General features: G+C 71.1%; 23 protein-coding genes. 10 read left to right on the forward strand and 13 right to left on the reverse strand.

Features of this window, described 5'->3' with window-relative positions; translation table 11 throughout:
- The first annotated feature begins 10 nt into the window (after positions 1-10).
- From OG199_RS11835 to OG199_RS11845, 3 genes are read left to right on the forward strand one after another with little or no spacing between them, the layout of a single operon-like run.
- On the forward strand, positions 11-808 hold the full coding sequence (locus OG199_RS11835; protein WP_356799564.1) for an ABC transporter ATP-binding protein: 798 nt from the start codon (positions 11-13) through the stop codon (positions 806-808).
- A complete protein-coding gene (locus tag OG199_RS11840; RefSeq protein WP_356799562.1) occupies positions 795-1,688 on the forward strand; it encodes an ABC transporter permease in 894 nt (297 codons plus the stop codon). The genes OG199_RS11835 and OG199_RS11840 overlap by 14 nt, the downstream gene beginning before the upstream one ends.
- Before the next feature lie 7 nt (positions 1,689-1,695).
- A complete protein-coding gene (locus tag OG199_RS11845) occupies positions 1,696-2,433 on the forward strand; it encodes a sirohydrochlorin chelatase (protein ID WP_356799560.1) in 738 nt (245 codons plus the stop codon).
- Between the two features lie 103 nt (positions 2,434-2,536).
- On the opposite strand, the gene OG199_RS11850 is transcribed toward OG199_RS11845, so the two are convergent.
- From OG199_RS11850 to OG199_RS11860, 3 genes are read right to left on the reverse strand one after another with little or no spacing between them, the layout of a single operon-like run.
- A complete protein-coding gene (locus tag OG199_RS11850) occupies positions 2,537-3,166 on the reverse strand; it encodes a DsbA family protein (RefSeq protein WP_405829402.1) in 630 nt (209 codons plus the stop codon).
- A 10-nt stretch (positions 3,167-3,176) separates the two neighbouring features.
- Positions 3,177-3,497, reverse strand: coding sequence for a hypothetical protein (locus OG199_RS11855; protein WP_405829404.1), 321 nt, complete (start codon positions 3,495-3,497; stop codon positions 3,177-3,179).
- A 10-nt stretch (positions 3,498-3,507) separates the two neighbouring features.
- Positions 3,508-4,545: a ketopantoate reductase family protein gene (locus OG199_RS11860; RefSeq protein ID WP_405829406.1), complete on the reverse strand. Its 1,038-nt coding sequence runs from the start codon at positions 4,543-4,545 to the stop codon at positions 3,508-3,510.
- Between the two features lie 52 nt (positions 4,546-4,597).
- Here OG199_RS11860 and OG199_RS11865 point away from each other — a divergent pair, with 52 nt between their 5' ends.
- Entirely contained in the window at positions 4,598-5,428 is an 831-nt protein-coding gene (locus OG199_RS11865) for an aldo/keto reductase (protein WP_405829407.1), read from the forward strand.
- Between the two features lie 33 nt (positions 5,429-5,461).
- Complete coding sequence (locus OG199_RS11870) at positions 5,462-6,346, forward strand: transglutaminase domain-containing protein (RefSeq protein WP_405829408.1); 885 nt, start codon at positions 5,462-5,464, stop codon at positions 6,344-6,346.
- Here the strand turns inward: OG199_RS11870 and OG199_RS11875 are convergent.
- Both OG199_RS11875 and OG199_RS11880 read right to left on the reverse strand, forming a co-directional pair.
- Positions 6,297-6,704, reverse strand: coding sequence for a nuclear transport factor 2 family protein (locus tag OG199_RS11875; RefSeq protein ID WP_356799548.1), 408 nt, complete (start codon positions 6,702-6,704; stop codon positions 6,297-6,299). The genes OG199_RS11870 and OG199_RS11875 overlap by 50 nt on opposite strands.
- Positions 6,697-7,245: a DUF1697 domain-containing protein gene (locus OG199_RS11880; RefSeq protein ID WP_356799546.1), complete on the reverse strand. Its 549-nt coding sequence runs from the start codon at positions 7,243-7,245 to the stop codon at positions 6,697-6,699. Before OG199_RS11880 ends, OG199_RS11875 begins: the two co-directional genes overlap by 8 nt.
- 252 nt (positions 7,246-7,497) lie before the next feature.
- Between OG199_RS11880 and OG199_RS11885 the strand changes: the two genes are divergently transcribed.
- From OG199_RS11885 to OG199_RS11895, 3 genes are all read left to right on the forward strand, one after another.
- A complete protein-coding gene (locus OG199_RS11885; protein ID WP_356799544.1) occupies positions 7,498-9,768 on the forward strand; it encodes an MMPL family transporter in 2,271 nt (756 codons plus the stop codon).
- Between the two features lie 185 nt (positions 9,769-9,953).
- The gene (locus OG199_RS11890) at positions 9,954-10,325 is read left to right on the forward strand and encodes a VOC family protein (RefSeq protein ID WP_356799542.1); all 372 of its coding nucleotides are present in this window, start codon (positions 9,954-9,956) and stop codon (positions 10,323-10,325) included.
- A 47-nt stretch (positions 10,326-10,372) separates the two neighbouring features.
- Positions 10,373-10,783, forward strand: coding sequence for a VOC family protein (locus OG199_RS11895; protein WP_401801209.1), 411 nt, complete (start codon positions 10,373-10,375; stop codon positions 10,781-10,783).
- A 111-nt stretch (positions 10,784-10,894) separates the two neighbouring features.
- Here the strand turns inward: OG199_RS11895 and mgt are convergent, their stop codons facing one another.
- The 4 genes from mgt to OG199_RS11915 all read right to left on the reverse strand — a co-directional run bounded on the left by mgt (position 10,895) and on the right by OG199_RS11915 (position 15,219).
- Positions 10,895-12,094 (reverse strand): macrolide-inactivating glycosyltransferase, encoded by a 1,200-nt coding sequence (gene mgt, locus OG199_RS11900; RefSeq protein WP_405829410.1) that lies wholly within the window; start codon positions 12,092-12,094, stop codon positions 10,895-10,897.
- A 79-nt stretch (positions 12,095-12,173) separates the two neighbouring features.
- Positions 12,174-13,454, reverse strand: a complete 1,281-nt coding sequence (locus OG199_RS11905; RefSeq protein ID WP_405829412.1) for an ABC transporter substrate-binding protein — start codon at positions 13,452-13,454, stop codon at positions 12,174-12,176.
- Positions 13,454-14,287, reverse strand: a complete 834-nt coding sequence (locus OG199_RS11910; RefSeq protein ID WP_401801215.1) for a carbohydrate ABC transporter permease — start codon at positions 14,285-14,287, stop codon at positions 13,454-13,456. Before OG199_RS11910 ends, OG199_RS11905 begins: the two co-directional genes overlap by 1 nt.
- Positions 14,284-15,219, reverse strand: coding sequence for a carbohydrate ABC transporter permease (locus OG199_RS11915; protein ID WP_405829413.1), 936 nt, complete (start codon positions 15,217-15,219; stop codon positions 14,284-14,286). The genes OG199_RS11910 and OG199_RS11915 overlap by 4 nt, the downstream gene beginning before the upstream one ends.
- Positions 15,220-15,451: 232 nt before the next feature.
- Here OG199_RS11915 and OG199_RS11920 point away from each other — a divergent pair, with 232 nt between their 5' ends.
- Positions 15,452-16,315 (forward strand): phosphotransferase, encoded by an 864-nt coding sequence (locus OG199_RS11920; protein ID WP_405829414.1) that lies wholly within the window; start codon positions 15,452-15,454, stop codon positions 16,313-16,315.
- Positions 16,316-16,560: 245 nt separating this feature from the next.
- Here OG199_RS11920 and OG199_RS11925 read toward each other — a convergent pair whose 3' ends face one another.
- The 4 genes from OG199_RS11925 to OG199_RS11940 all read right to left on the reverse strand — a co-directional run bounded on the left by OG199_RS11925 (position 16,561) and on the right by OG199_RS11940 (position 20,967).
- Positions 16,561-17,283 carry a 3'-5' exonuclease gene (locus tag OG199_RS11925; protein ID WP_356799528.1) on the reverse strand — a complete coding sequence of 241 codons (723 nt, stop codon included), beginning with the start codon at positions 17,281-17,283 and terminating at the stop codon, positions 16,561-16,563.
- A 105-nt stretch (positions 17,284-17,388) separates the two neighbouring features.
- Positions 17,389-18,627, reverse strand: a complete 1,239-nt coding sequence (locus tag OG199_RS11930) for an SAV2148 family HEPN domain-containing protein (protein ID WP_266702594.1) — start codon at positions 18,625-18,627, stop codon at positions 17,389-17,391.
- Positions 18,628-18,741: 114 nt separating this feature from the next.
- Complete coding sequence (locus tag OG199_RS11935) at positions 18,742-20,058, reverse strand: copper amine oxidase (RefSeq protein ID WP_401801222.1); 1,317 nt, start codon at positions 20,056-20,058, stop codon at positions 18,742-18,744.
- A 93-nt stretch (positions 20,059-20,151) separates the two neighbouring features.
- Positions 20,152-20,967, reverse strand: a complete 816-nt coding sequence (locus OG199_RS11940; protein WP_405829416.1) for a Tat pathway signal sequence domain protein — start codon at positions 20,965-20,967, stop codon at positions 20,152-20,154.
- Positions 20,968-21,145: 178 nt separating this feature from the next.
- On the opposite strand from OG199_RS11940, the gene glgX reads away from it, so the two are divergent.
- The gene (gene glgX / locus OG199_RS11945) at positions 21,146-23,263 is read left to right on the forward strand and encodes a glycogen debranching protein GlgX (RefSeq protein WP_401801228.1); all 2,118 of its coding nucleotides are present in this window, start codon (positions 21,146-21,148) and stop codon (positions 23,261-23,263) included.
- The last annotated feature ends 103 nt before the right edge of the window (positions 23,264-23,366 follow it).

A 23,366-nucleotide genomic window follows, 5' to 3' on the forward strand; every position in this document is an offset into this window, starting at 1 on the left:
GGTGACGACCATGGCCACGACCTTCGCCAAGACCGCCGGCGGCGTCGACAGCGCCGAAGCAGTCGACCACGCCGCCAGGATCGAGCACGTCTCGAAGTCCTTCGCCGGACCGGCGGGGCCCCAGCTCGTCCTCGACGACATCACCCTCGATGTCGCGCCGGGCGAGTTCGTCACCCTCCTGGGGGCCTCGGGGTGCGGGAAGTCGACGCTGCTCAATCTGGTGGCGGGGCTCGACGCCCCGACCGCGGGCAGCATCACGACCAACGGGCGCCCGGCCCTGATGTTCCAGGAGCACGCCCTCTTCCCGTGGCTGACCGCGGGCAAGAACATCGAGCTCGCCCTGCGTCTGCGGGGCGTCGCGAAGTCCGAGCGCCGTGACAGGGCGGAGGAGCTGCTCGAACTCGTGCGGCTGAAGGGCGCGTACGGCAAGCGGGTGCACGAGTTGTCCGGCGGCATGCGCCAGCGCGTCGCGATGGCCCGCGCGCTCGCCCAGGACAGTCAACTCCTGCTGATGGACGAGCCGTTCGCGGCGCTCGACGCCATCACGCGGGACGTCCTGCACGACGAGCTGACCCGGATCTGGCGGGAGACGCGGCTGTCGGTCCTCTTCGTCACGCACAACGTGCGCGAGGCGGTACGGCTCGCGCAGCGTGTCGTCCTCCTCTCCTCGCGCCCCGGACGGGTCGCGCACGAGTGGACCGTGGACATTCCGCAGCCGCGCCGCATCGAGGACACCGCCGTGGCGGAACTGTCCGTCGAGATCACCGAACAACTGCGTGGGGAGATCCGCCGTCATGGCCAGCACTGAGACCAAGGACGACGCGGCCGTCAGGGAGGACAACGACCTGGCGGGCCTCGACGCCCTGGAGAGCGCAGTCCACCCGGACCGGGCCTCCGTGCGGCAGACCTTCGTCGCGAAGATCCTCCCGCCCCTCGTCGCCATCGCGCTGGTCCTGGTGGTCTGGCAGTCGCTGGTCTCGTTCGACATCGTCACCGACCCCAGCAAGCTGCCCTCGCCCTCGGCCGTCTGGGACGAGGCGAAGAACGCGTGGCTGCAGGGAACGCTGCTCGACTACGTCTGGACCAGTGTCTCCCGTGGCCTGCTCGGCTTCCTTCTGGCACTGGTGATCGGCACGCCACTGGGTCTGCTGGTGGCCCGGGTGCGGTTCGTACGCGCCGCGATCGGTCCGGTCCTGTCCGGCCTGCAGTCCCTGCCCTCGGTGGCCTGGGTGCCGCCGGCCGTGATCTGGCTGGGCCTGAACAACTCGATGATGTACGCCGTGATCCTGCTCGGCGCCGTCCCCTCGATCGCCAACGGCCTTGTCTCGGGCGTCGACCAGGTGTCCCCGTTGTTCCTGCGGGCGGGGCGGACGCTCGGCGCCACCGGGCTGCGTGGCACCTGGCACATCGTCATGCCCGCCGCGCTGCCGGGCTATCTGGCGGGTCTGAAGCAGGGCTGGGCGTTCTCCTGGCGCTCGCTGATGGCCGCCGAGATCATCGCGTCCTCGCCCGATCTGGGCGTCGGACTCGGCCAGTTGCTGGAGAACGGCCGCAACGCCAGTTCCATGTCGATGGTGTTCCTCGCCATCTTCCTCATCCTGTTCGTCGGTATCGCGATCGACCTGCTCGTCTTCAGCCCCCTGGAACGGCGGGTGCTGCGCGGTCGCGGTCTCCTCGTGAAGAGCTGAGGCACTCATGCACCGCCCGGTCCTCCTCGTCATCGCGCACGGCAGCCGCGACCCGCGCCATGCCGCGACGGTCCACGCCCTCGTCCGGCGGGTCCGGGCGCGGCGGCCCGGCCTGCGCGTGGAGACCGGCTTCCTGGACTTCAACGTCCCGTCGGTGAACGGGGTGCTGGAGTCGCTGGCGGCGGAGGGCGTACGGGACGTGGTGGCGCTGCCGCTCCTGCTCACCCGCGCCTTCCACGCGAAGTCGGACATCCCGGCGGTGCTGCGGCAGGCCCCGGCGCGGTTGCGCATCCGCCAGGCGGCGGTGCTCGGCCCGTCACCGCTGCTGACGGACGCGCTCGAGCGGCGTCTGCACGAGGCGGGGCTGACCGCCGCCGACAAGTCCTCGACCGGGGTCGTACTGGCCTCGGCGGGGTCCACGGACCCGGAGGCGATCGCGGTGATCGCGGACATCGCGCGGGAGTGGCGGCGCACCGGCTGGTGTGCCGTGCGGCCCGCGTTCGCCTCCGCCTCCCTGCCGCGCACGGAGGACGCGGTACGCGAGCTGCGAGCTCTCGGCTGTGCCCGGGTGGCCGTCGCGCCCTACGTCCTGGCTCCGGGCTTCCTGCCGGACCGGATCGCCCGGGGCGCGGCCGGGGCCGACGTACTGGCGGACGTGCTGGGCCCGGCGCCGGAGGTGGCACGAGTGCTGCTGGAGCGCTACGACCAGGCGCGGATGCCGGCGCTGGCCGCGGTCGGCGCGTAGTAGTCCCTGACCGCCGCGCGCGTGGCCGCTCCCCGTGGGCGATACGGGGACGGCGCGGGAGCGGTGGCATCGGAAGAACAACGGCCCTGCCCCGTCTACGAGTTCAGGCGAACGACAGTCCTCCCGTCCTGGTCCGCTTGAGTTCGAAGAGGTCGGGGTCGGCGGCCAGGACGCGGAAACTGTCGAAGAGTTCCGCCGCCCGCCGTCCCCGCGGAACGGCGCGCAGCACCGGTCCGAACCACACCGTCCCGTCGACGTGCAGGGTGGGTGTGCCCACGTATCCGTCGGAGTCCGGTTCCCTGCCCGAGTCGTGGCTGCGGCGCACCGCGTCGTCGTACGAGGGGTCGTGGGCCGCGTCGGCCAGCTCGGCCGGGAGCCCGGTCTCGGCGAGGGACTCGGTCACCACGGTGTCGAAGTCGTCCGCGCCGCGCTCGTGGATGCGGGTGCCGAGTGCCGTGTAGAGCTCGCGCAGCACCTTCTCGCCGTGCCGCTCGGCGGCGGCCACCGCGACCCGTACGGGCCCGACGGACCGGTCGACCAACCTCCGGTACCAGTCGGGGAGTTCGTTGCCGAGGTTGTGCAGGTGAAGGCTCATGACATGGAAGCGGAGGTCGAGCGGGCGGGCGCGCTCGACCTCCAGCAGCCAGCGGGAGGTGATCCAGGCGAAGGGGCAGGCGGGGTCGAAGTAGAAGTCGACGCGGACCGGTGGTCCGACGGGTTGTTCATGGGTCATGCCGGGAACGCTAGCCGTCCGGTGGAGCGCGGTCCCGGCCCAATTCGACGCTCTTTCCGTGGTCCACCGCGCCGGTGGCCCGCTGTCGCGGATCCCGGCCGCTCGCCGCCGGCGCGCGGGTGAGGACGGGCGCGTCGGCGGGGAGGACGGCCACGGGGTCGGCGACGCCGTCGTACTGCCCGCAGAGGTCGTCGTACTGCCCGCAGAGGTCGTCGTACTGCCCGCAGAGGTCGCCGTCGTACTGCCGGCGGAGGTCGCCGTCGTACTGCCGGCGGAGGTCGCCGTGCGTCTCGACGACGCTCGACGCCGTCGGGCCGGTACGCGTGTCCACGCCGTCCGCGCTAGGGACGCGGCGGCCGCTCCTCCGGATCGGACGCGACAGCCTCCGCGGCCCGTCGCACCAGCTCGGCGACCGGCATCGAACCCGCCGCCCTGCGTTCGCGCGCGAAGGTGTTCGCGAGTCGCTGGAGCAGGTCGTTGAGCGGGGTCGGCACGCCGTGCAGCCGGCCCAGGAGGGCGATCTCGCCGTTGAGGTAGTCGGCCTCGATGGTGCCGGTGGCGCGGTCGAGGGACTGCCAGGAGGAACCCCCGCGCCGTGGGGCGCCGTCGAAGGGCCGGAGGCGGATCCTGTCGCCGCGGACCCGCTGCTGTTCCTCCTCGCTCGCGTACGCGATCCCGGCGGCGGCGAGCGCCGCCTCGCCCTCCGCCCGCACCCGTGCGACGAGCTCCAGGCCCTCCTCGCTGGTGAGCGGGCCGCTGACCGCCTCGATCGCGTTCGCGAGGTTGCCGAGCAGCTTGGCGTACTGCCAGCGCCCCACGTCCGGCACGACCGGCGCCTCGAACCGGGACTTCTCCAGGTCGGCGGCGATCCGGCGGGCCGTCTCGTCCGTGCCGTGCGGATACCGGCCGAGGTGCAGGATGCCGGTGAGGGGGGTGCCGGCCGCCGACACGGCGCCGGGCTCGACGAGGCCGGCGGGCAGCCAGACGCAGACGCCGTACACCCGCCGGAACCTGCGCAGCGCCAGGCGCTGGCTCTCCACACCGTTCTGCGCGCAGACCAGGGGCAGTCGCTCGGCCGCCGTGCCACCGCCCGCCACGGGGGCCGGGCCCCAGGCCGCCAGGGCCGCCTCGCTGTCCTGCGTCTTGACGGCGAGCAGCAGGACGTCGTCGGCACGCAGGGCGCCGAGTGCCGCGGGCCCGTCGACGGTGGGCAGCAGGTGCGTACGGATGCCCTCCGAGGTCATGAGCCGCAGCCCGCCGGTGCGCAGCGCCTCGTAGTGCGCGCCCCGCGCGACCAGGACCACGTCGTGTCCCGCTTCGGCGAGCCGGCCGCCGATGGCCCCGCCGACGGCTCCCGCTCCGATGATGACGTAACGCATGGGGACGAGCCTCGCACAGTCGCCCCGCGTCGGCGCGGGTACCCTCCGTCGGATGGTCGCGCAACGATTCACGCTCGGCGGGGAGCTGCCGGTACGAAGGCTCGGTTACGGCACCGCGCAGCTGACGGGACCGGGCTACTGGGGCCCGCGCGGGGACGCCCGGGACGCGGTGGCGGTCCTGCGGCGGGCCGTCGAGCGCGGGGTCACGCTGGTCGACACCGCCGACAACTACGGCCCGTCGGTGGCGGAGGAGCTGGTCGCCGAGGCCCTCCGGCCCTACCCCGTGGATCTGCTGATCGCCACCAAGGGCGGCGTCGTCCGTACCGGTGACAGCGCGTGGCACGTGTCCGGGCGGCCGGAGACGCTGCGGGCGATGTGCGAGGCGAGTCTGCGGCGGCTGCGTCTCGACACGATCGGCCTGTATCAGCTGCACCGCCTGGACCCGCAGGTGCCGATGGCCGAACAGCTCGGCGCGCTCGACGAGTTGCGCGCCGAGGGCAAGATCCGACACCTCGGACTCGACACCGTGACCGCCCAACAGCTCGAAGCGGCCCTGGAGTTGACCGACATCGCCGCGGTCCAGAACCGCTACAACCTGCTCGACCGTGGATCGCAGCCGCTGCTGGAACTGTGCGAGGCGCGCGACATCGCCTTTCTGCCGTGGTTCCCCCTCGGCAACGGCTCACTCACCGTCGGACGGGTCCACGCGGAGATCGCCGCCGCGCACGGGGCGACGCCGGGCCAGCTCGCGCTCGCCTGGCTGCTGCACCGTTCCCCGGTGCTCTGCCCGACGCCGGGCACGGGGTCGCTCGTCCACCTGGAGGAGAACCTCGACGCGGCCGCGGTGCGACTGACCGCCGAGGACATGCGCGCGCTGGGTTGACCTTGCCCATGGGACAGGGGGAAGCCTGAGGACATGGACTGCGACCTGACGCAGAGCGCGTACAGCGACCCCGGCGGCCTGGACGTCAGCGGGCTTCCGCGAGACCCCGGCCGGCTGGCGTCGCTGGTACGCGATGTGATCATTCACCGTCTGGAGGGTGAGCGCTTCGGTTATGTGATCCCCGAGGAGCGGCTGCACGAGGACGCCGAGGCACGGTACGTGACGGAGCTGCTGCGGGTGCTGCGGGCACGCCGGGACGCCCCGCTGACCGTTCCGCGGGCGCCCGCGGAACGGTTCGTCGGGACCTGCAGGGACTTCGCCCTGCTGCTCTCATCTCTGCTGCGGGCCACCGGGACGCCGGCCCGGGTCCGCTGCGGCTTCGCCACGTACTTCCAGGAGGGCTTCCACGACGACCACTGGGTCACCGAGTACCGCCACCCGGACGGTGGCGCCCGGCTCGTCGACGCGCAGGTCCTCGACCCGTCGTACGACCTGCCGTTCGACCCGCTGGACGTACCGCGGGACCGGTTCCTGGTGGCGGGCGACGCCTGGCGGGCCTGCCGGACGGGGCGGGCGGCGCCGGGGCGGTTCGGGGTGAGTCATCTCGACGGGCTCACCGGCCTGTGGTTCGTGCGCTCGGCCGTGCTGCGCGACGTCGCCGCCCGCAACGGGGTCGAAGTGCTGCCCTGGGACGGCTGGGGCCCCGAGATCCTCGACGACGCGGCGCTCACGGAGGACGACATCGCCCTGATCGACGCGGTCACTGCGGCCGGCTCCGAGGGGGAGTTGCGGCGCCTATACCGCGACCCGCGCCTCACCGTCCCGGACGAGATCGTCTCGTACACCACCTACCAGGGGGTACGGAAGGTCACTCTGCGTCCGAGGGCTCCGCGCCGAACTCCGAGGGCTCCCCGCTGAACGGGGTGCCCTGGTGGAAGTACAGCCGCCAACCGTCCGCCGTCCGCCACCACAGCGAACTCCGGTGCACCCGACGCCCGTTGTCCCCCTCCGTGTCGAAGGTGATGTGGACCAGGTCCGGTGCCAGCTGGACGCCCTTCATACGGGAGGCGGTGATGGGCCGTGACCCCGGCCGCGTCGTCGAGGTCAGATGCGCGAGCATCGAGGCGCGGTCCCACAGCCGGCCCGAGGAGCCGAACTCGCGGAAGCCGGGGTGCAGCAGTGCTCCCAGCCGCTCCGGCGAGCGGCGGACCTCCGCGTCGAGCAGGCTCAGCTCGCCCTCGATGGCCGCCTCCACGGCGGGATTGTGGTCAGGCACCTGTCAGCTCCTCAAGTTTGACGACGGTGTTCCAGTTACGGGTGGTGGCGATGACGCCCTTGAGGAGCCTGGGCCTGGCCAGGGTCTCGCCCAGCTTGGAGCGTCCGAGGCCGTCGGGGGCGTACAGGTACAGGGCGCGGTCGCCGAGCCGGAACTCCTCCGGCAGGAAGGCCGCCGGGTCGACCGGCGCGAAACGCCCGGGGTCGACCGGGGCGGAGAAGTAGGTGACGTGCACCTGCTTGGCCTCCAGTTCGGCGGCCGGGAACGGACACGCCTCCCGGACGGCCCTCAGGTAGGCGTGGTCGCGGACCAGCACGTCGACGGTGAAGCCGAAGTGCTTCTCGACGGCGTCGGCCAACTCCGCCGCGAGCGAGTCCTCGTCGCCCCGGTCGGTGGAGAAGACCGCGTTGCCGCTCTGGAGATAGGTGCCCACACCGGCGTGGCCGAGCCGCTCCAGGAGGGTACGGAGCTCGGCCATCGGCACCTTCTTGCTGCCGCCCACATTGATCCCGCGCAGCAGCGCCGCGTACGTCGTCGTCATCCGTTCACCATAGGACGGCCGTCCGGCGCATCCGCACCAACACCCGCACCCTGACCCGGATCCCCGAGAACCGTCCTTGTATGTAAGGGGCTCATATCCTCCCCAGTGCGGAGACGGCGGGGTCCGCGGGGAGGAGCCGGGGACCGGACGGTTCACCGGGCAGTACGAGGAGACGCCTCTGTCCGGGCCATACCTTCATAACGAAAGGTGACGGCAGGGGGCTGTCACCGCGCACAGGGGGGCTGGCCCGTCATGGCGAACGGAGACATACGGGTGCGGGGCATCGCCGCGCGGGCAGGCGGCTGGAGCGCCCGGCACCGATGGGCCGCCGTCGGAATCTGGGTGCTGTTCGTCGTACTGGCGATGGGGCTCGGCTCGGCGGCGGGCCGCGTGGACGTCAACGAGAGCGATCAGCTCAAGGGCGAGACGCACACCGCCGCGAAGATCATCGAGGACTCCGGGATCAAGGAACCCTCCAGTGAGAGCGTCCTGATCCAGGCGAAGGACGCGAGCGTCACCTCCACGGACGCCGAGTTCCGCGGCGCCGTCTCCGCCGTCGTCGAGGCCGTCGGCGCGACCGGCGAGGTCACGGACGTGACCTCGCCGTACGACACGAAGACGATCTCGAAGGACGGCCGCAGCGCCCTGGTGCAGTTCGACATGCGGGGCGACTCGGACACCGCGGGCGACCGCGTCGCGCCGGTGCTGGACGCCGTCAAGGGGGTGCAGAAGGAGCACACGGCGCTGCGGATCGAGGAGATCGGCGGCGCCAGCATGCAGAAGACCTTCGACGACGCGTTCGGCGACGACTTCCAGAAGGCCGAACTGTCCGCCGTGCCCGTCGCTCTCGGCATCCTGCTGATCGCCTTCGGCGCGCTGGTGGCCGCGCTGCTCCCGGTGGCGCTCGCGGTCACCGCGATCATGGCGACGATGGGCCTGATGGGCATCGTCAGCCATCTGCAGCCGATGAGCGACACCGCCAACTCCGTGATGCTGCTGGTGGGTCTGGCCGTCGGGGTCGACTACTGCCTGTTCTATCTGCGCCGTGAGCGTGAGGAGCGCGAGGCCGGCCGGGACGCCCAGACCGCGCTGCGGATCGCCGCCGCGACCAGCGGCCGGGCCATCGTCGTCTCCGGTGTCACGGTCTGCGTGGCGATGGCCGGCATGCTCTTCACCGGACTCGCCGAGTTCGAGGCGATGGGGCTGGCCTCGCTGATGGTCGTGGCCGTCGCCATGGTCGGTTCGGTCACCGTGCTGCCCGCGCTGCTGTCGCTGCTCGGGGAGCGGGTGGAGAAGGGCCGCATCCCGTTCCTGCACCCGGACAAGCGGGGCACGGGCGGTCGCGGGGGCAACCGCGGGCCGGGGCAGGAGGGCAGCCGCTTCTGGGGCGCCGTGCTGCGGGTCGTGCTCGCCAGGCCCGGGCTCTCCCTGGTCGTGGCGGCCGGGGTGCTGCTCGCCATCGCCTCCCCCGCCCTCGGCATGAAGACCCAGCAGCTCACGCTGGACAAGGAGTTCGGCGACTCGTTGCCCATCGTCGGAACGTACAACCGGGTCAACGACGCCTTCCCGGGCGGTTCCGAACCGGCCGAGGTGGTCGTCAAGGCGCACGACATCAACGCCGCCGACGTACGGTCCGCGCTCGCCGACTTCCGTACCCGGGCGATCGCCTCGGGTGCCTCGCGCGGCCCCGTCGACATCAAGGTGCACGCGGCGCGGAACGTCGCCTTCGTCTACGTCCCGCTCGTGGGCGGCTCCGACCAGGACAGGGCGGAGAAGAGCCTGGAGCTGCTGCGCGACACGGTGCGGCCCGCCACGCTCGGCAAGGTGGACGGGGTGCAGGCGCCGATCACCGGACAGGTCGCCGGATCACGCGACTTCAACGACCAGTTGGTGGGCTCGGTGACCCCGGTCTTCGCGTTCGTGGTCGTCTTCGCCTTCCTGCTGATGCTCCTCTCGTTCCGCTCGCTGACGATCGCGATCACCTCGATCGTGCTCAACCTCCTGTCGGTCGCGGCCGCCTACGGCATCCTGGTCGCGGTCTTCCAGCACGGCTGGGGCGCCTCGCTGGTGGGCGCGGAGGGTGTGGGTGCCATCGTCACCTGGCTGCCGCTGTTCCTCTTCGTGATCCTCTTCGGGCTGTCGATGGACTACCACGTGTTCGTGGTCTCGCGGATCCGTGAGGCGCGGCTGCGGGGGCGTGACACCAAGGACGCGATCCGGCACGGGGTGGTCACCACGGCCGGTGTCGTCACCAGCGCCGCCGTCATCATGGTCGCCGTCTTCGCGATCTTCGGGACGCTGTCCATGCAGTCCATGAAGCAGATGGGCGTGGGCCTGGCGGCCGCGGTGCTCATCGACGCGACGATCATCCGCGGGGTGCTGCTGCCGGCCGTGATGGCACTGCTCGGCGAGCGCAACTGGTACCTGCCCAAGTGGCTGAACCGCCTGCCGGACCTCACCCACGACGAATCACCGGAGGCCACGCCGCCGCCCGCCAGGCAGGACGAGCGGGCCGGGGTGTAACTCCCGCACGAGCAGGGCCCGTCGGTCCCCACCGGGGAGGGACCGACGGGCCCTTCGCGTGCGGCAGCCCCGAACGGACGGGCGGCCAGGGCGATCCGGGTGATCCGGGTGATCCGGGTGGATCGTCGGGCGGCGCGCGGTCCGCGCCGTGCAGGACCCCGCCGACGACGGGCACACTGGCCGACATGCCCGTCTCGCTGCATCACCTCGTCATCGACGCCCATGACCTGCCCGCCCTGGCCCGGTTCTGGGCCGGGGTGCTGGGCTGGCGGATCCTTTCCGAACGGGAGCGGGAGGTCGTGATCGGACCGGACGAGACCGCGCCGGTGGGCATCTGCTTCATGCCGGTGACGGACCGCAAGGTCGTCAAGAACCGTCTGCATCTTGATCTGACGACCGTCGCGGAGGACCGGGAGGCCGAGATCGAGCGCATCCTCGCGCTCGGCGCACGCAGGGCGGAGGTCGGACAGAGCGGCGGTGAGTCGTGGACGGTGCTGTGCGATCCGGAGGGCAACGAGTTCTGCGTGGTCCGCCCGAAGACGACGCTCATCGGCTAGGTCCTGTCTCGAAGTCCGGCTCTTTGATCCTGTGGCAAGATCGCGGGATGCTACGACTAACCGACTTCATCATCGATTGCCCGGACACGATGAAGCTGGCAGGCTTCTACTCCGAGGTGACGGGGCTCCCGGTCAAGGACAGCAGCGACGAGAACTGGGCCGGTATCCGGTTCGGCGAGATCGAACTGGCCTTCATCCAGGTGGAGGACTACCGCGCCCCGCAGTGGCCCGACAGCGAGCACCCCAAGCAGTTCCACCTCGACTTCGAAGTCGACGACATCGAGGCCGAACAGTCCCGCGTCCTTGCCCTCGGCGCGACCCTGCGGCGGGACTGCGCCGGCCCCGACGGCTACGGCTTCCGCGTCTACGCCGACCCCATCGGCCACCCCTTCTGCCTCTGCCGCAACAAGGGCGTCGTCTGGACCGACCAGGGCCCCATCTGGCCCCAGCACGACTAGGTGCACCGACCCGCGGGGGGTGTCGACTCGGGTGATCGGGGGCCCCGGCGCCGGGGCCCCCGGACCGGTCCCCCCGCATGCCGGTGCGTACCCGGGCGGGACCCCGACGTCCTAGGCGGGCGTGGGCAGTTCGGCCTCGATGAGGTCGGCCGCCCGGGGCGTTCCGCCCTCCTTCGCCATCCGTTCGCGGATGTCCCGCAGCCGGCGCGCCACCTCGGGGTCCGCGACGAGGCTGAGGACCGCCTCGCGCAGCGTGCCGGCCGTCGCCTCCGCCATCGGTACATGGCGGGCGACTCCGAGCGCCTGGAGCATGTCGGCGTTACCGAACTGGTCGACGGCCTGCGGGACGGCGACCATCGGCGTGCCGGTGGCCAGGCCTTCCTGGCTGCCGCCCGCACCGGCGTGCGTGACGAAGGCGTCGGCCTGGCGCAGGACGGCCAACTGGGGTACCCACTGGTGCACTTCCACGTTGCCCGGCACATCCCCCAGTTCGGCGGGCTCGACGAACCTGCCGATCTGCAGCACGACATGCCAGCCCGGGAGATCCCCGAAGGCCTTCACGCACTCGCGGTAGAACCCGGGTTGCTTGGTGAAGCTGGAGCCCAGTGAGACGAGCAGCACCTTCTCGGCGCCCGCGGGCCGCTGCCAGTCCCCCTGGGCGGCACGGTCGCCCTGGCAGCCGCCGACGAAGGTGTAGCGCCCCTCGTCGACACGGTCGGCGTTCGGCTGGAGGGCCCGGGGGATGAGGACGAGGCAGCGGTCGGGGCGGCCCATGAAGTCCTCGACGCTCAGGTCCACGCCGTGGCCGGCGATCCAGCGGGCGAAGGTCTCGTAGAAGGCCCGGCCGCGCGGTGTCCGCTTGAGCGGTTCGAAGACCGCCTTGCCGACCTCCTCCTCGTACCCCTCCCAGGCGACCATGTTCGGGGAGAGCTGCACGATCGGGACACCCCAGCGGTGGGCGAGGACCCGGGCCGGGTAGGCCGTGATGTCGTACAGCACGAGGTCCGGCTCGTCTCCCTCGTAGGCCGCCGCGAGCTGCGGCTCGGCCTGCAGGGCGTCCGTCAGGAACGGTTCGACGTGGTCGATCGTCTCGGTCCCCCACGCGTCCGGGTCGTCGTCGGTCGGCAGCGTCGAATGCCACGTCCTGGGCTCCGCCCCCGTCGCGGCGACCTGTTCGGCGAAGGCGGGCGGCACGGCGTACGTGACCCGGTGCCCGCGGGCCACGAGCTCCCGGATCACTTCGATGCTCGGGTTCACGTGCCCGTGCGCGGCGATGGAGAACATGGCGATGTGGGCGCGTCGATCGGTCATGCCCCGACCGTAGGCGAGACGATACGTCTCGTGCAACCTGAATCCCGTACGACCCTGCCGCCCGGCGCCGGGCGGTCGCTCACCGCTGGTAGCGGGCCAGCACCAGGTTGCCGTCCCTGACCAGCCGCCTGCGGAGTTCGGCGAGGCCGATCGCCCCGCTGTAGTACTCCTGGAAGGCGGGGGTCGCGACCTTGTCCTTCCACTCGGGGTAGCCCCGCACGGACTGGGCGGGCGCCGGGCGGAGGTGCGAGGCGAGTGCGGTGCCCGTCGCCCAGCCGTCCTTGGCGGTGTGCAGGGCGGGGTCCCGCAGGGCCTGCGTCCCCGTGGGCAGCATCCAGTCCCCGAGCGCGAGCCGGACCATGTTCTTCGGGCGGAGCAGGAAGTCGATGAACGCGGCGGCCTCCTTCTTGTGCGGGCTGTCCGCCGCGACGGACAGGGTCTGCGGACTCACCCCCTGGGTGAGGCCGTCCGCGCCGGCCGGGGCGGGCAGCACCTGCCAGCGGAAGCCCTTGGGGGCCTGCTGCGCGATCTGCTGGCGGTAGGAGAACCCGAGCGGCACCATCGCGTACCTGCCGCCGAAGAACCCGGGCAGCGTGTCCGAGCCGCCCATGCCGAGCGTCGCGCCCGACGCGCTCCCGTCCGCGTTCACCTCGTCGTGCACGGTCTTCGGCACCACGGCGTCGGCCGCTCCGAAGCGCACGGTCACCTTGCCGTCCGGGTCCCGGTGGAACAGCCGGCCGCCCGCGGAGAGGGAGAGGTTGAGCGTCGCGGAGACCGGCTCCTTGAGCGGCCACGCGACACCGTAGGTGCCCTTGCCGCTCAGCCGCTTCGCGATCGTGCGGAACTCGTCCCAACTCCACGGCTTTTCGGGGGTCGGGATGCGGACGCCCGACTTCTTCAGCCGCTCGGCGTCGGCGATCAGGACGCGCGGCTCCTGGAGGAACGGCACGCCGTAGACGCCTCTCCCGAAGGTCGCCGCCTGCCAGCTCCGCCGCGGGATGTCGGACGTGAGCCGCTCGGACAGCAGACCGCGCAGATCGGCGAGGTAGCCGCCGTAGGCGAAGTCCGCGAGGTCGTCAGAGGCGTCGTGGATGATGTCCGGCGCCTCACCGCCCTCGAAGGAGGTGAGCAGCTGATCGTGGACGCTGTCCCAACTCCCCTGCACGTACTCGACCTTGACGTCCGGGTGGGCCGCGTTCCACTCCTTCACCAGTTCCTTGTTGGCGGCGACGGACTCCTGCTGCCAGGCGAGGGACTGGAAACGGAGGGTGATCACTCCTCTCGGTCCGCCCCCGCCGTCCGTGCACGAGGTGAGCAGCAGGCCGAGGACGGCCAGGACCACGAGCGTTCTCGTCCGCATCAGCTCTTCACCGCCCCGGCGAACATGCCGCCCGTGATCCGCTTCTGGATGACCGCGAAGACGACCAGCGACGGCAGGGTCGCGAGGAAGGACGCCGCAGCGAGCGGGCCGAGGTCCGCGACCCCCTCCGCCCCGATGAAGTGCGTCAGGACGACCGGCAGCGTCTGCTTCTGCGGTGTCTTGAGCAGGACGAGCGCGAAGAAGAACTCGTTCCACGCGCTCACGAAGGCGAACAGCGCCGTCGCCACGATGCCGGGGGCGAGCAGTGGCGCGGTGACGGAGACCAGCGTGCGCAGCCGTCCCGCCCCGTCGACCGCCGCGGCCTCCTCCAGTTCGGCGGGCACCGCCCGTACGTGGCCCACCAGCATCCACAGCGCGAACGGCAGTGCCCAGACGACGTACACCATGACCAGCCCGGCGCGGGAGTCGATCAGGTGGAGGTCCTTGAGGATCAGGAACAGCGGAATGATCACGAGGACGAACGGGAACGCCTGGCTGACCACGACCCAGCCCGTGGCGGCCCTCGCGAGCGCGGTGCGCCGGCGGGCCATGACGTAGGCCATCGGGGTCGCGATCAGGACGGCGATCACCGCCGCGCCGAGCGCGGCGAGCAGGGAGTTGAGCGCGGCGTGCAGCAGGGGCTGCTCGTCGAAGGCCTGCCGGAAGTTGGCGAGGGTGGGGTGCCGGGGGATCCAGGTGGGGTGCAGGTCGGCCAGCTCGCGGGCCGGTTTGAACGCGGTGGAGATCAGCCACAGGAAGGGGAAGCCCAGGAAGACGAGGTAGCCCAGCAGGGCGAGGTACTGGAACGCGCGGGCCCCCTTGCCGGTCCTCACGCGTCCTCACCTCCGCCCAGCCGGACCGCGAGCCGGATCGCGAGGACCACCGAGACCGCCGCGACCATCACACAGCCCATCGCCGCCGCGTAGCCGAACTGCCCGTAGCGGAAGGCCTCTTCGTACGCGAAGAGCATCGGCAGACGGGTACGGCCGCCGGGGCCGCCGTTGGTCAGCACATAGACCAGGGCGAAGGAGTTGAAGTTCCAGATCAGGTTGAGGGCCGTGATGGCGAGCGCGACCGGTCTGAGGGCGGGCCAGGTGACGGTCAGGAAGCGGCGCCAGGCACTCGCGCCGTCCATCGCGGCCGCCTCGTGGAGTTCGCGCGGCGTGTTCTGCAGTCCGGCGAGCAGCGCGACCGTGGTCTGAGGCATACCGGCCCAGACACCGACGACGATCACCGCGGGCAGCGCGGTGCCGAGGCCGCTGAGCCAGTCACGGCCGTCGCCGAGGCCCACGTCGCGCAGCGTCTCGTTGAGGACGCCCGCGTCCGGGTTGTAAACGAGCCGCCAGATGATGCCGACGACCACCTCGGGCATCGCCCACGGGACGATCGCCAGGGCGCGGGCGAGCCACCGGAAGCGGAGTTCCTGGTGGAGCAGGAGGGCGAGTCCGAGCGCGAGGAGGAACTGCGGCACGGTCACCCCGACCGCCCACAGCAGACCGATCCTGAACGAGTCCCAGAACAGGGTGTCGTGCAGCAGGTCCTGGAAGTTGAGGCCCCCGATCCACCGGGTGGGGGCAGTGCGGCCCGACTGGGAGTCGGTGAACGCCAGCGCGATCCCGTACAGCAACGGCCCGACGCCGAGCACCAGGATCGGGATCAGCGCGGGCAGTACCAGGAACCAGGCCCCGTGGTCGAGGGGGCGCCCGTCCCCGCCCCGGCGGGGCGCGTGCCCGGCCGGCCGACTCGTCGCGCTCGCCAAGGTCATGGACACGGCTCCTTCGGGCGGGTCGTGCGGATCCGGCCGTCCCGGCGGCCCCCGTCATGGTCGTGAAGGCGGCGGGCACCGTCAAGACACCGTGCACGCGGCCCGACCTGTGCGAATGCGAGACTGGCGACGGATGGCGTGAACGCGACGCCGTGCGCGAGGGCCGGATGCGGACCGCGCCACGCGGACGCGGGGACCGCGCGGGCACCGCGCGAGGAGACGGAGACGACGGATGGACGAGGCACGGGCGCGGGACGTACTGGCCGCGGCGGACGTACTGCCGGGGCCGGCCGGGGAGGCCGCTCTCCTCGCGCTGGGCGAGAACGCGGTGTTCGCCGCCGGTGACCTGGTGGTCAAGGTGGGGCGGGACGCCGAACTCCTCGACCGTGCCCGGCGGGAGCTGGACATCGCGGCCTGGCTCGCCGAGGCGGACGTCCCCGCGGTGCGGGCGGCGCGGGCCGAGGCGCGGTTGGTGGACGGTCATCCGGTGACGGTGTGGCACCGGTTGCCCGCGCCCGTGCGCCCGGCCGAGCCGCGCGATCTGGCCGAACTGCTCCGGGTGGTCCACGCGCTGCCGTCGCCCTCCTTCGCCCTGCCGCCCCGCGAGCTGCTGGGCGGTGTGGAGCGCTGGCTGCGTCTCGCGGGTGACGCGATCGAGGCGGAGGACGCGGACTTTCTGCGCGCCCGGCGCGACGGCTTCACGGCCGCCGCTGCCGCACTCACCCCGCATCTGCCGCCGGGCCCGATCCACGGGGACGCGCTGCCGCGCAACGTCCATGTCGGCCCCGACGGCCCGGTCCTGGTCGACCTGGAGACCTTCTCGGCCGATCTGCGGGAGCACGATCTGGTGGTCATGGCACTCTCCCGGGACCGCTACGGGCTGCCCGCCGACGCGTACGACTCCTTCACCCGGGTCTACGGCTGGGACGTGCGCGGGTGGGAGGGCTGTTCCGTGCTGCGGGGTGCGCGGGAGACCGCCAGCTGCGCGTGGGTGGCCCAGCACGCGCCGTCCAGTCCCAAGGCGCTGGCCGAGTTCGAGCGGCGGGTGGCGTCGCTGCGGGACGGGGACGAATCGGTGCGCTGGTACCCGTTCTGAGCCGGTGGGCCGACGCGCGGGCCTGTCCGTGCTCGGGCGTGCCGACCGGCTGAGCCGGCATCCGTGCTGAACACCGAGGATTCCCGCTCCGACCGTCCTGCCTGCCTACCAGCCTGAGCTGAGCTGATACCCGTCCGAGCACCGCAGGTTCCCGCTCCGGCCGTCCCGCCGTCGGGCGTGTCTGTGCTGACGCCCGTTCTGAGCACCGCAGGTCCTCGCTCGGGCCCGTCGGTACGGGTGGGGTGTCAGACGCGCTCGTCGGCCAGGTCCCGCAGCGGCCAGGTGCCGTCGACCACCGCGTCCGCGTCGCCCTTGCGGCGCAGGAAGCTCTGGAAGTCCGCCGCCCACTCGGCGTACCACTCGATCTGGCGGCGGTGCAGCTCCGCCGGGCCGAGAGCCGCGACCTTCGGGTGGCGGCCGGCTATCGCCCCGGCGAGCCGGGCCGCGGCGAGCGCGTCGGCCGAGGCGTCGTGGGCCGCGCGCAGCTCCACCCCGTACTCCGTGCAGACCGCTTCGAGGTTGCGCTTGCCGCGGCGGTAGCGGTCGACGGAGCGGTCGATGGTGTACGGGTCGATGACCGGGGCGGGGTCGCTCCCGCCGAGCCGCTCGCGCAGCGAGGGCAGTCCGTGCCTGCGCAGTTCGGCGGAGAGCAGGGTCAGGTCGAACGCGGCGTTGTACGCGACGACCGGGACGCCCGTCTTCCAGTACCCGACGAGGACCTTCGCGATCGCGTCGGCGACCTGGTCGGCGGGGCGGCCCTCCGCGGTCGCCCGCTCGTTCGAGATCCCGTGCACCGCCACCGCGTCGGCCGGGATCCGTACGCCCGGATCGGCCAGCCATTCCCGGCGCCCCAGCGGTTCCCCGCCTCTGACCTCGATCACGGCGCCCGTGACGATGCGCGCCTCGCGCGGATCGGTCCCGGTCGTCTCCAGGTCGAAGCCGATCAGCAGCTCCTGGTGCCAGCCCATCGGCGGCCCCCCTTCTTCGTGGTGCTTTCCCCCAGTGGTCTCCACGATCGCATGAGCCACTGACAACCCGAGGACCGCGTTCCGCTTCCGGGGGAGAGCGACACTTCAGGACACCGGCCGCGAATCAGCCCAGGCCACCTCGAACTCCTCGCGGTATGTCGGGAAGAGCCCCTCTTCGCCGATCTCATCCGGTTTGACCACTCGGCCACCGCCGCGCAGCACCAGTACCGGCGCCTCCATGCCGCGCGCGCGACGCAGATACGACTGCACGACCGCGATGCCGTCGGAGCCGTCCCCGTCGACGAGATAGGCCGTGAAGCGCGGTGTCTCGTCGTAGACCTGGATCTCGAACGCGCCCGGGTCCCGCAGCCTGGCCCGCACCCTTCGCATGTGCAGGATGTTCATCTCGACGGCCCGGCTCAGCTCGCCGCGCTTGATGCCGAGTTCCCGCTCGCGGCGTTTGACCGCGCTGGAGGCCGGGTTGAGGAACAGCAGTCTGACCCGGCAGCCCGACTCGGCGAGCCGCACCAGTCGCCGCCCGGAGAAGTTCTGCACCAGCAGGTTCAGGCCGATCCCGATGGCGTCGAGGCGGCGGGCTCCGCCGAAGAGGTCCTCCGCGGGGAACTGCCGCAGCAGCCGCACCCGGTCGGAGTGGACTCCGACCACGTCCGCGTACCGGTCGCCGACCAGGTCCTCGACGGCGTCGACGGGCAGCCGCCGCGCGGAGGGGGTGTCGCTGCCGGCGCCGAGTATCTCCAGGAGCTTCGCCGCGGCCCGCTCGGCCTGGCCCAGCACCGCCTCGGACAGGGCCCGGTTGCGCGAGACCACGTTCCGGGTGACTTCCAGCTCGTCCAGGGCCAGTTCGACGTCCCGGCGCTCGTCGAAGTAGGGCTCGAAGCACGGCCAGTGCTGCACCATCAGCTCGCGCAGCTGCGGCAGGGTGAGGAAGCTGAGCACGTTGTCGTCGGCGGGGTCGAGCAGGTAGCCCTTGCGCCGGCTGACCTCGCGTACGGCGACCGCGCGCTGCACCCACTCCTGCCCGGCGGGGCCGGCCGCCGCGACCACCCAGTCGTCGCCGTGGACGGGTTCGTAGATGGGGCGCAGAACAGCGGCCACGACCGCGCGCAGCCGCTGTTCGACCAGGTTCAGCCAGATGTAGGCGCGCCCGGCCCGCTGGGCGCGCGTACGCACCTCGCGCCAGGCGTCGGCGCCCCAGTCCAGTTCCGGTCCGATGGATCCCATCTCCATCGGCCGTGCCAGGGACACCGCGCCGGGTGGGACATCTGTGGAGTTTCCCTCGTGACCCTCGTCACCAGGAGGCAACTCCAGCCCTCCCGAGCCCACCCGCGCACCGCCTTCCGCTCCCCCGAGCTCTCCCGTGGGGCCAGCCCCACTCAACGATCAAGGAAGGGTACTCCGGGAGCGGCGGGCGGTGCAGCCCGATGGACAGGTCGTTTCTCAACTACCGTTTTCAACATGCCCGTTCTGGTCGGCCAGCTCCGGCGGAGTGAGCGGATTCATAGCCGTGACGTCACGTGGAGCGATGGAGAAGCCCTGCCAGTGGACGGGCATGGGCTGCTGGTCCTCGTCGCGTGCGATGTGGTGGAAGCCGACGTTGACCCAGACGATGGGGTGGGTGAGGGTCTGCCCGTTGACGTACTTGTCGACGGACTTGCCCGCCCCCGCTCCGCAGTTGAGCAGGTTGTTGCTGGCGAACTGCTCGCACTTCTTGTACTCGGTGAAGTACAGGTCGTGCTTGGTGAAGCTGCGGCCGAGGTACTTGGTGGTGGCACCCGGGACGATCTCGTAGGAGCGGGCGTGGTTGTCCTTGTTCTTGCCGGTGTCGCTGACGACGCGCCACCAGCGCATGTTCTTGGCGTCGCCCGCGAGTTCCTTGGTGATCTTGGTGCGGGTGGTCTTGTTGGTCGGGCCCTCGTTGCCGTTGCGGGGCGGGCTGACCACGGAGTCGTACTGCTCGATCTTGTTCTTGGAGGAGCCGTCCAGACCGAAGTCGAGCCGCCAGAAGACGTTGTGGCTGTGGCTGGTGGCGTAGGCCTTCGCGCCCTTGCCGATGGGCCAGCCGCGGCCGTCGCCCGCGTCGTAGTCGCCGGGCGAGAGGCTGCCGGTGGCACCGATGTTCATGTTGACGGTGCCGTCGTCCTGGAAGCGCCACTCGGTGATGTACTCGTACCAGCCGACCTTGTTGACGGTGTAGATCAACAGGTCCTTGCCCTGGGTCTGGTAGACCTTGTTCCCCGTGTCGGCCTCCATGCGGTAGGCGTGACCACGCGAACGGGTCGTGGTGCACAGCCCGTTGACGTTCGGGTGCTGCGGGTCCCAGGCGTTGGGGATCTTCACGTTCTTGATGGTGCCGCCGGGACATTCGCCCGGCGCCATCTTCATCAGGCCCTGGCCGAACCCGGCGCCCGTGAGGTCGTCGTACTCGGCCTTGCCGTCGTCGTAGGGGACGTGGATCTGGCCGAGCTTGGCGCTGGTGAGGACCTTGATCGGCTGGGCCTCGCCCTTGGGCTGGTACGAGATGTTCTCCAGGACGAGCCCGGCCTCGCTCTCGTAGTGCCAGCACATGCGCCAGGTGGTGCCGGTGGAGAGCTTCTGCTCGATCTTGTAGGCCGTGCTGCAACTGGCGGCCGCCGGGGCTGACTTCGGCTGGGCGACGGCCGGACCCGCGGCCGTCGTCGCGCCGACGGCCAGTGCGGCCGCCGAAAGGCCCACCGCCGTCCGGCTGCGGGCACGGCTGTTTCTGTTCACGCGCATGACGAAGAGACTCCTCGCGAAAGCATGCAGAAGTTGGGAGTTGGAGAGGGTGAAGGTGAAGGCGGCGCCGCTTCTCGGAGGCGGACGCCGACGTCAGCCGAGTGTGCCGACCTTGCGGGCACTCAGATCGATCACCAGGTCACGGCTGTCGATCCAGGACCCGTTCCTGACCTTCGGGAAGAGCCTCACGCAGCGGTGCTCGCCGCACTTCGCGAGGAGGCCGGGCTGGGCGCCCGGAGTCGCCCGGTAGACCATGCTGTTCAGCGTGAGCTGGTCGGGCGAGGTGAGTTCCTTGCCGGTGGCGTCCTTGTAGTCGGCCCGCAGGCCCGCGCCGAGCGGGTCGGCGATGAGCAGCCTGGCCGCCTCCGTCATCTCGTCACGGCCCAGCGGCGGCTGGGTCCCGTGCTGGGTGTCCGTCCTCTCCACCTTGCCGGTGTCGAGGTTGACGGTCCTGGTGACGAGCGTGTCGTTCCCGTAGTCGTAGAACGTGACGTCCGCGCGGCGCGGCGCCCCGGGATCGTCGAGTTCGTTCTCCTCGGGCTCGGCGAGGTCGACACCGATGCGCTGCGGGCCGCGCTTCCCCTCGACGTTCTCACTGGAGCCGAACAACTGCCGGTCCGCCGCGATCCGTTCGACCCGTGCCGTCTCGTCGTCGGTCAGCGGGTCTCGGCCGGTGCCCTTGTCGCCCTGCGCCGGAGCCTGCTCCACGACGCCGGGCCGGGCGGCTGCCTGCCCCTGTCCCTGTCCCTGCTCCGATCCCGCCTGCTGCGAGCCGGCCGGACCCCGGCCCGACTCATCGGCCCCCGCCGAGCCCGGCAGGGTGATCCCGACCATCACGGCCGTCCCGGCCACCGCGATGGCCGCACCCGCCACCACTTTTCCCAGATGGCGGTGCACTATCTTGCGCACATTTCCCCCTACTCCCCCTGTTTCTCTAGGAGCGATTCGAGTACCACTGGTTCGGCATACGAGGTATGCCTGGTCAGCGGGTAAGAGGGACGTAAGTCATAGGAGGTTCCATCACTTTCGGGGAGACTCGCTTCGGAGTCGCCCCCCGGGGCGCGGCACTACTGGGAGAGTCGTATCCATGCAGGTCTGGCCTGGTGAGGCATATCCACTCGGTGCCACGTACGACGGCGCCGGTACCAATTTCGCGGTCTTCTCGGAGGCCGCCGACCGGATCGAGCTGTGTCTGCTGCACGACGACGGCTCGGAGACGGCGGTGGAACTGCGCGAGAGCGACGCGTTCGTACGGCACGCGTATCTGCCCGGGATCATGCCCGGACAGCGGTACGGGTTCCGGGTGCACGGGCCGTACGCGCCCGAGCGCGGACAGCGCGTCAACTCCGCCAAGCTGCTGCTCGATCCGTACGCACGTGCGATAAGTGGCTCGATCACCTGGGGCGAGGAGGTGTACGGCTACCCCTTCGGGTCCCCCGACAAGCGCAACGACCTGGACTCGGCGCCGCACACCATGACGTCGGTCGTGGTCAACCCGTACTTCGACTGGGGAGACGACCGGCGCCCGCGCACCGAGTACCACCACACCGTGATCTACGAGGCCCATGTGAAGGGCCTCACGATGCAGCATCCGGCGCTGCCGGACGAACTGCGCGGCACGTACGCGGCACTCGCGCACCCCGCGATCATCGAACACCTGACGGAACTGGGGGTGACGGCACTGGAGCTGATGCCGGTGCACCAGTTCGTGAACGATCACCGTCTGGTGGAGATGGGGCTCAACAACTACTGGGGCTACAACACCATCGGCTTCTTCGCCCCGCACAACACGTACGCCTCCTGGGGCGACCGCGGTCAGCAGGTCCTGGAGTTCAAGTCGGCGGTCCGGGCGCTGCACGAGGCCGGGATCGAGGTCATCCTGGACGTGGTCTACAACCACACGGCCGAGGGCAACCACCTGGGCCCGACGCTGTCCTTCAGGGGCCTCGACAACGCCTCGTACTACCGTCTGGCGGACGATCCCCGCTACTACATGGACACCACGGGGACCGGCAACTCCCTCCTGATGCGCTCCCCGCACGTGCTCCAGCTGATCATGGACTCGCTGCGCTACTGGGTCACCGAGATGCACGTCGACGGCTTCCGCTTCGACCTCGCGGCCACCCTGGCACGGCAGTTCCACGAGGTGGACCGGCTGTCGTCCTTCTTCGACCTGGTGCAGCAGGACCCGGTCGTCTCCCAGGTCAAGCTGATCGCCGAGCCCTGGGACGTCGGCGAGGGCGGCTACCAGGTGGGCAACTTCCCGCCCCTGTGGACGGAGTGGAACGGCAAGTACCGCGACACCGTACGCGACCTGTGGCGCGGCGAGCCCCGCACGCTCGCCGAGTTCGCCTCCCGGCTGACGGGCTCGTCGGACCTCTACCAGGACGACGGCCGCCGCCCGCTCGCCTCCATCAACTTCGTCACCTGCCACGACGGGTTCACGCTCAACGACCTCGTCTCCTACAACAACAAGCGCAACCAGGCCAACGGAGAGGACAACCGCGACGGCGAGAGCCACAACCGCTCGTGGAACTGCGGGGTCGAGGGCGAGACCGACGACGAGGCCGTGCTCGCCCTGCGGGCCCGCCAGAAGCGGAACATCATCGCGACGCTGATGCTGTCCCAGGGTGTGCCGATGCTCAGCCACGGCGACGAGTTCGCCCGCACCCAGGGCGGCAACAACAACGCGTACTGCCAGGACAGCGAGCTCGCCTGGGTGCCGTGGCCGCAGGACGGCGGCGAACTGCTCGACTTCACGCGCGCGATGGTGTGGCTGCGCCGCGACCACCCGGTCTTCCGGCGCCGCCGCTTCTTCCACGGCCGTCCCGTCCAGGGCACGCACGACGAACTGTCCGACATCGCGTGGTTCACCCCGGCGGGCGCCGAGATGACCCAGCAGGACTGGGGTTCGACGCAGACGCACGCGCTGTCCGTTTTCCTCAACGGCAACGCGATCTCCGAACCGGGCCCGCGCGGGGAGCACATCGCCGACGATTCCTTCCTGCTCATGTTCAACGCCTCGCCGAGAACACTGGAGTTCGTGGTGCCCGTCGACCACGGACGCCAGTGGCAGGTGGTGGTCGACACCGCCCTCCCGGAGGGCCTGGTGCCGGGCACCGGCGCCAAGGTCCAGGCCGGGGACCGGCTGACACTGATCGACCGGAGCGTGACGGTGCTGCAACGGCCCGCCCAGGATCTCTGATCCTTCGCGTCGGACCGGCGGACGGCGGGGCGGGCGGGCGCGGACCGGGAAACCGTGCCCGGGGGCGTCCGACCGCCCCACCGTCCCGCCGGCCCCGGCCGTC

Source organism: Streptomyces sp. NBC_01176 (assembly GCF_045039825.1).
In the GTDB taxonomy this organism is placed as follows: domain Bacteria; phylum Actinomycetota; class Actinomycetes; order Streptomycetales; family Streptomycetaceae; genus Streptomyces.

Bases quoted from the DNA above. Each gene is read 5' to 3' on its own strand.
- mgt (WP_405829410.1), bottom strand. From the start codon at position 12,094: ATGACCGATCGACGCGCCCACATCGCCATGTTCTCCATCGCCGCGCAC.
- OG199_RS11835 (WP_356799564.1), top strand. From the start codon at position 11: ATGGCCACGACCTTCGCCAAGACCGCCGGCGGCGTCGACAGCGCCGAA.
- glgX (WP_401801228.1), top strand. From the start codon at position 21,146: ATGCAGGTCTGGCCTGGTGAGGCATATCCACTCGGTGCCACGTACGAC.
- OG199_RS11880 (WP_356799546.1), bottom strand. From the start codon at position 7,245: ATGACGACGACGTACGCGGCGCTGCTGCGCGGGATCAATGTGGGCGGC.
- OG199_RS11885 (WP_356799544.1), top strand. From the start codon at position 7,498: ATGGCGAACGGAGACATACGGGTGCGGGGCATCGCCGCGCGGGCAGGC.
- OG199_RS11840 (WP_356799562.1), top strand. From the start codon at position 795: ATGGCCAGCACTGAGACCAAGGACGACGCGGCCGTCAGGGAGGACAAC.
- OG199_RS11895 (WP_401801209.1), top strand. From the start codon at position 10,373: ATGCTACGACTAACCGACTTCATCATCGATTGCCCGGACACGATGAAG.
- OG199_RS11850 (WP_405829402.1), bottom strand. From the start codon at position 3,166: ATGACCCATGAACAACCCGTCGGACCACCGGTCCGCGTCGACTTCTAC.
- OG199_RS11870 (WP_405829408.1), top strand. From the start codon at position 5,462: ATGGACTGCGACCTGACGCAGAGCGCGTACAGCGACCCCGGCGGCCTG.
- OG199_RS11860 (WP_405829406.1), bottom strand. From the start codon at position 4,545: ATGCGTTACGTCATCATCGGAGCGGGAGCCGTCGGCGGGGCCATCGGC.
- OG199_RS11935 (WP_401801222.1), bottom strand. From the start codon at position 20,058: ATGCGCGTGAACAGAAACAGCCGTGCCCGCAGCCGGACGGCGGTGGGC.
- OG199_RS11865 (WP_405829407.1), top strand. From the start codon at position 4,598: ATGGTCGCGCAACGATTCACGCTCGGCGGGGAGCTGCCGGTACGAAGG.
- OG199_RS11890 (WP_356799542.1), top strand. From the start codon at position 9,954: ATGCCCGTCTCGCTGCATCACCTCGTCATCGACGCCCATGACCTGCCC.
- OG199_RS11920 (WP_405829414.1), top strand. From the start codon at position 15,452: ATGGACGAGGCACGGGCGCGGGACGTACTGGCCGCGGCGGACGTACTG.
- OG199_RS11845 (WP_356799560.1), top strand. From the start codon at position 1,696: ATGCACCGCCCGGTCCTCCTCGTCATCGCGCACGGCAGCCGCGACCCG.
- OG199_RS11915 (WP_405829413.1), bottom strand. From the start codon at position 15,219: ATGACCTTGGCGAGCGCGACGAGTCGGCCGGCCGGGCACGCGCCCCGC.
- OG199_RS11905 (WP_405829412.1), bottom strand. From the start codon at position 13,454: ATGCGGACGAGAACGCTCGTGGTCCTGGCCGTCCTCGGCCTGCTGCTC.
- OG199_RS11925 (WP_356799528.1), bottom strand. From the start codon at position 17,283: ATGGGCTGGCACCAGGAGCTGCTGATCGGCTTCGACCTGGAGACGACC.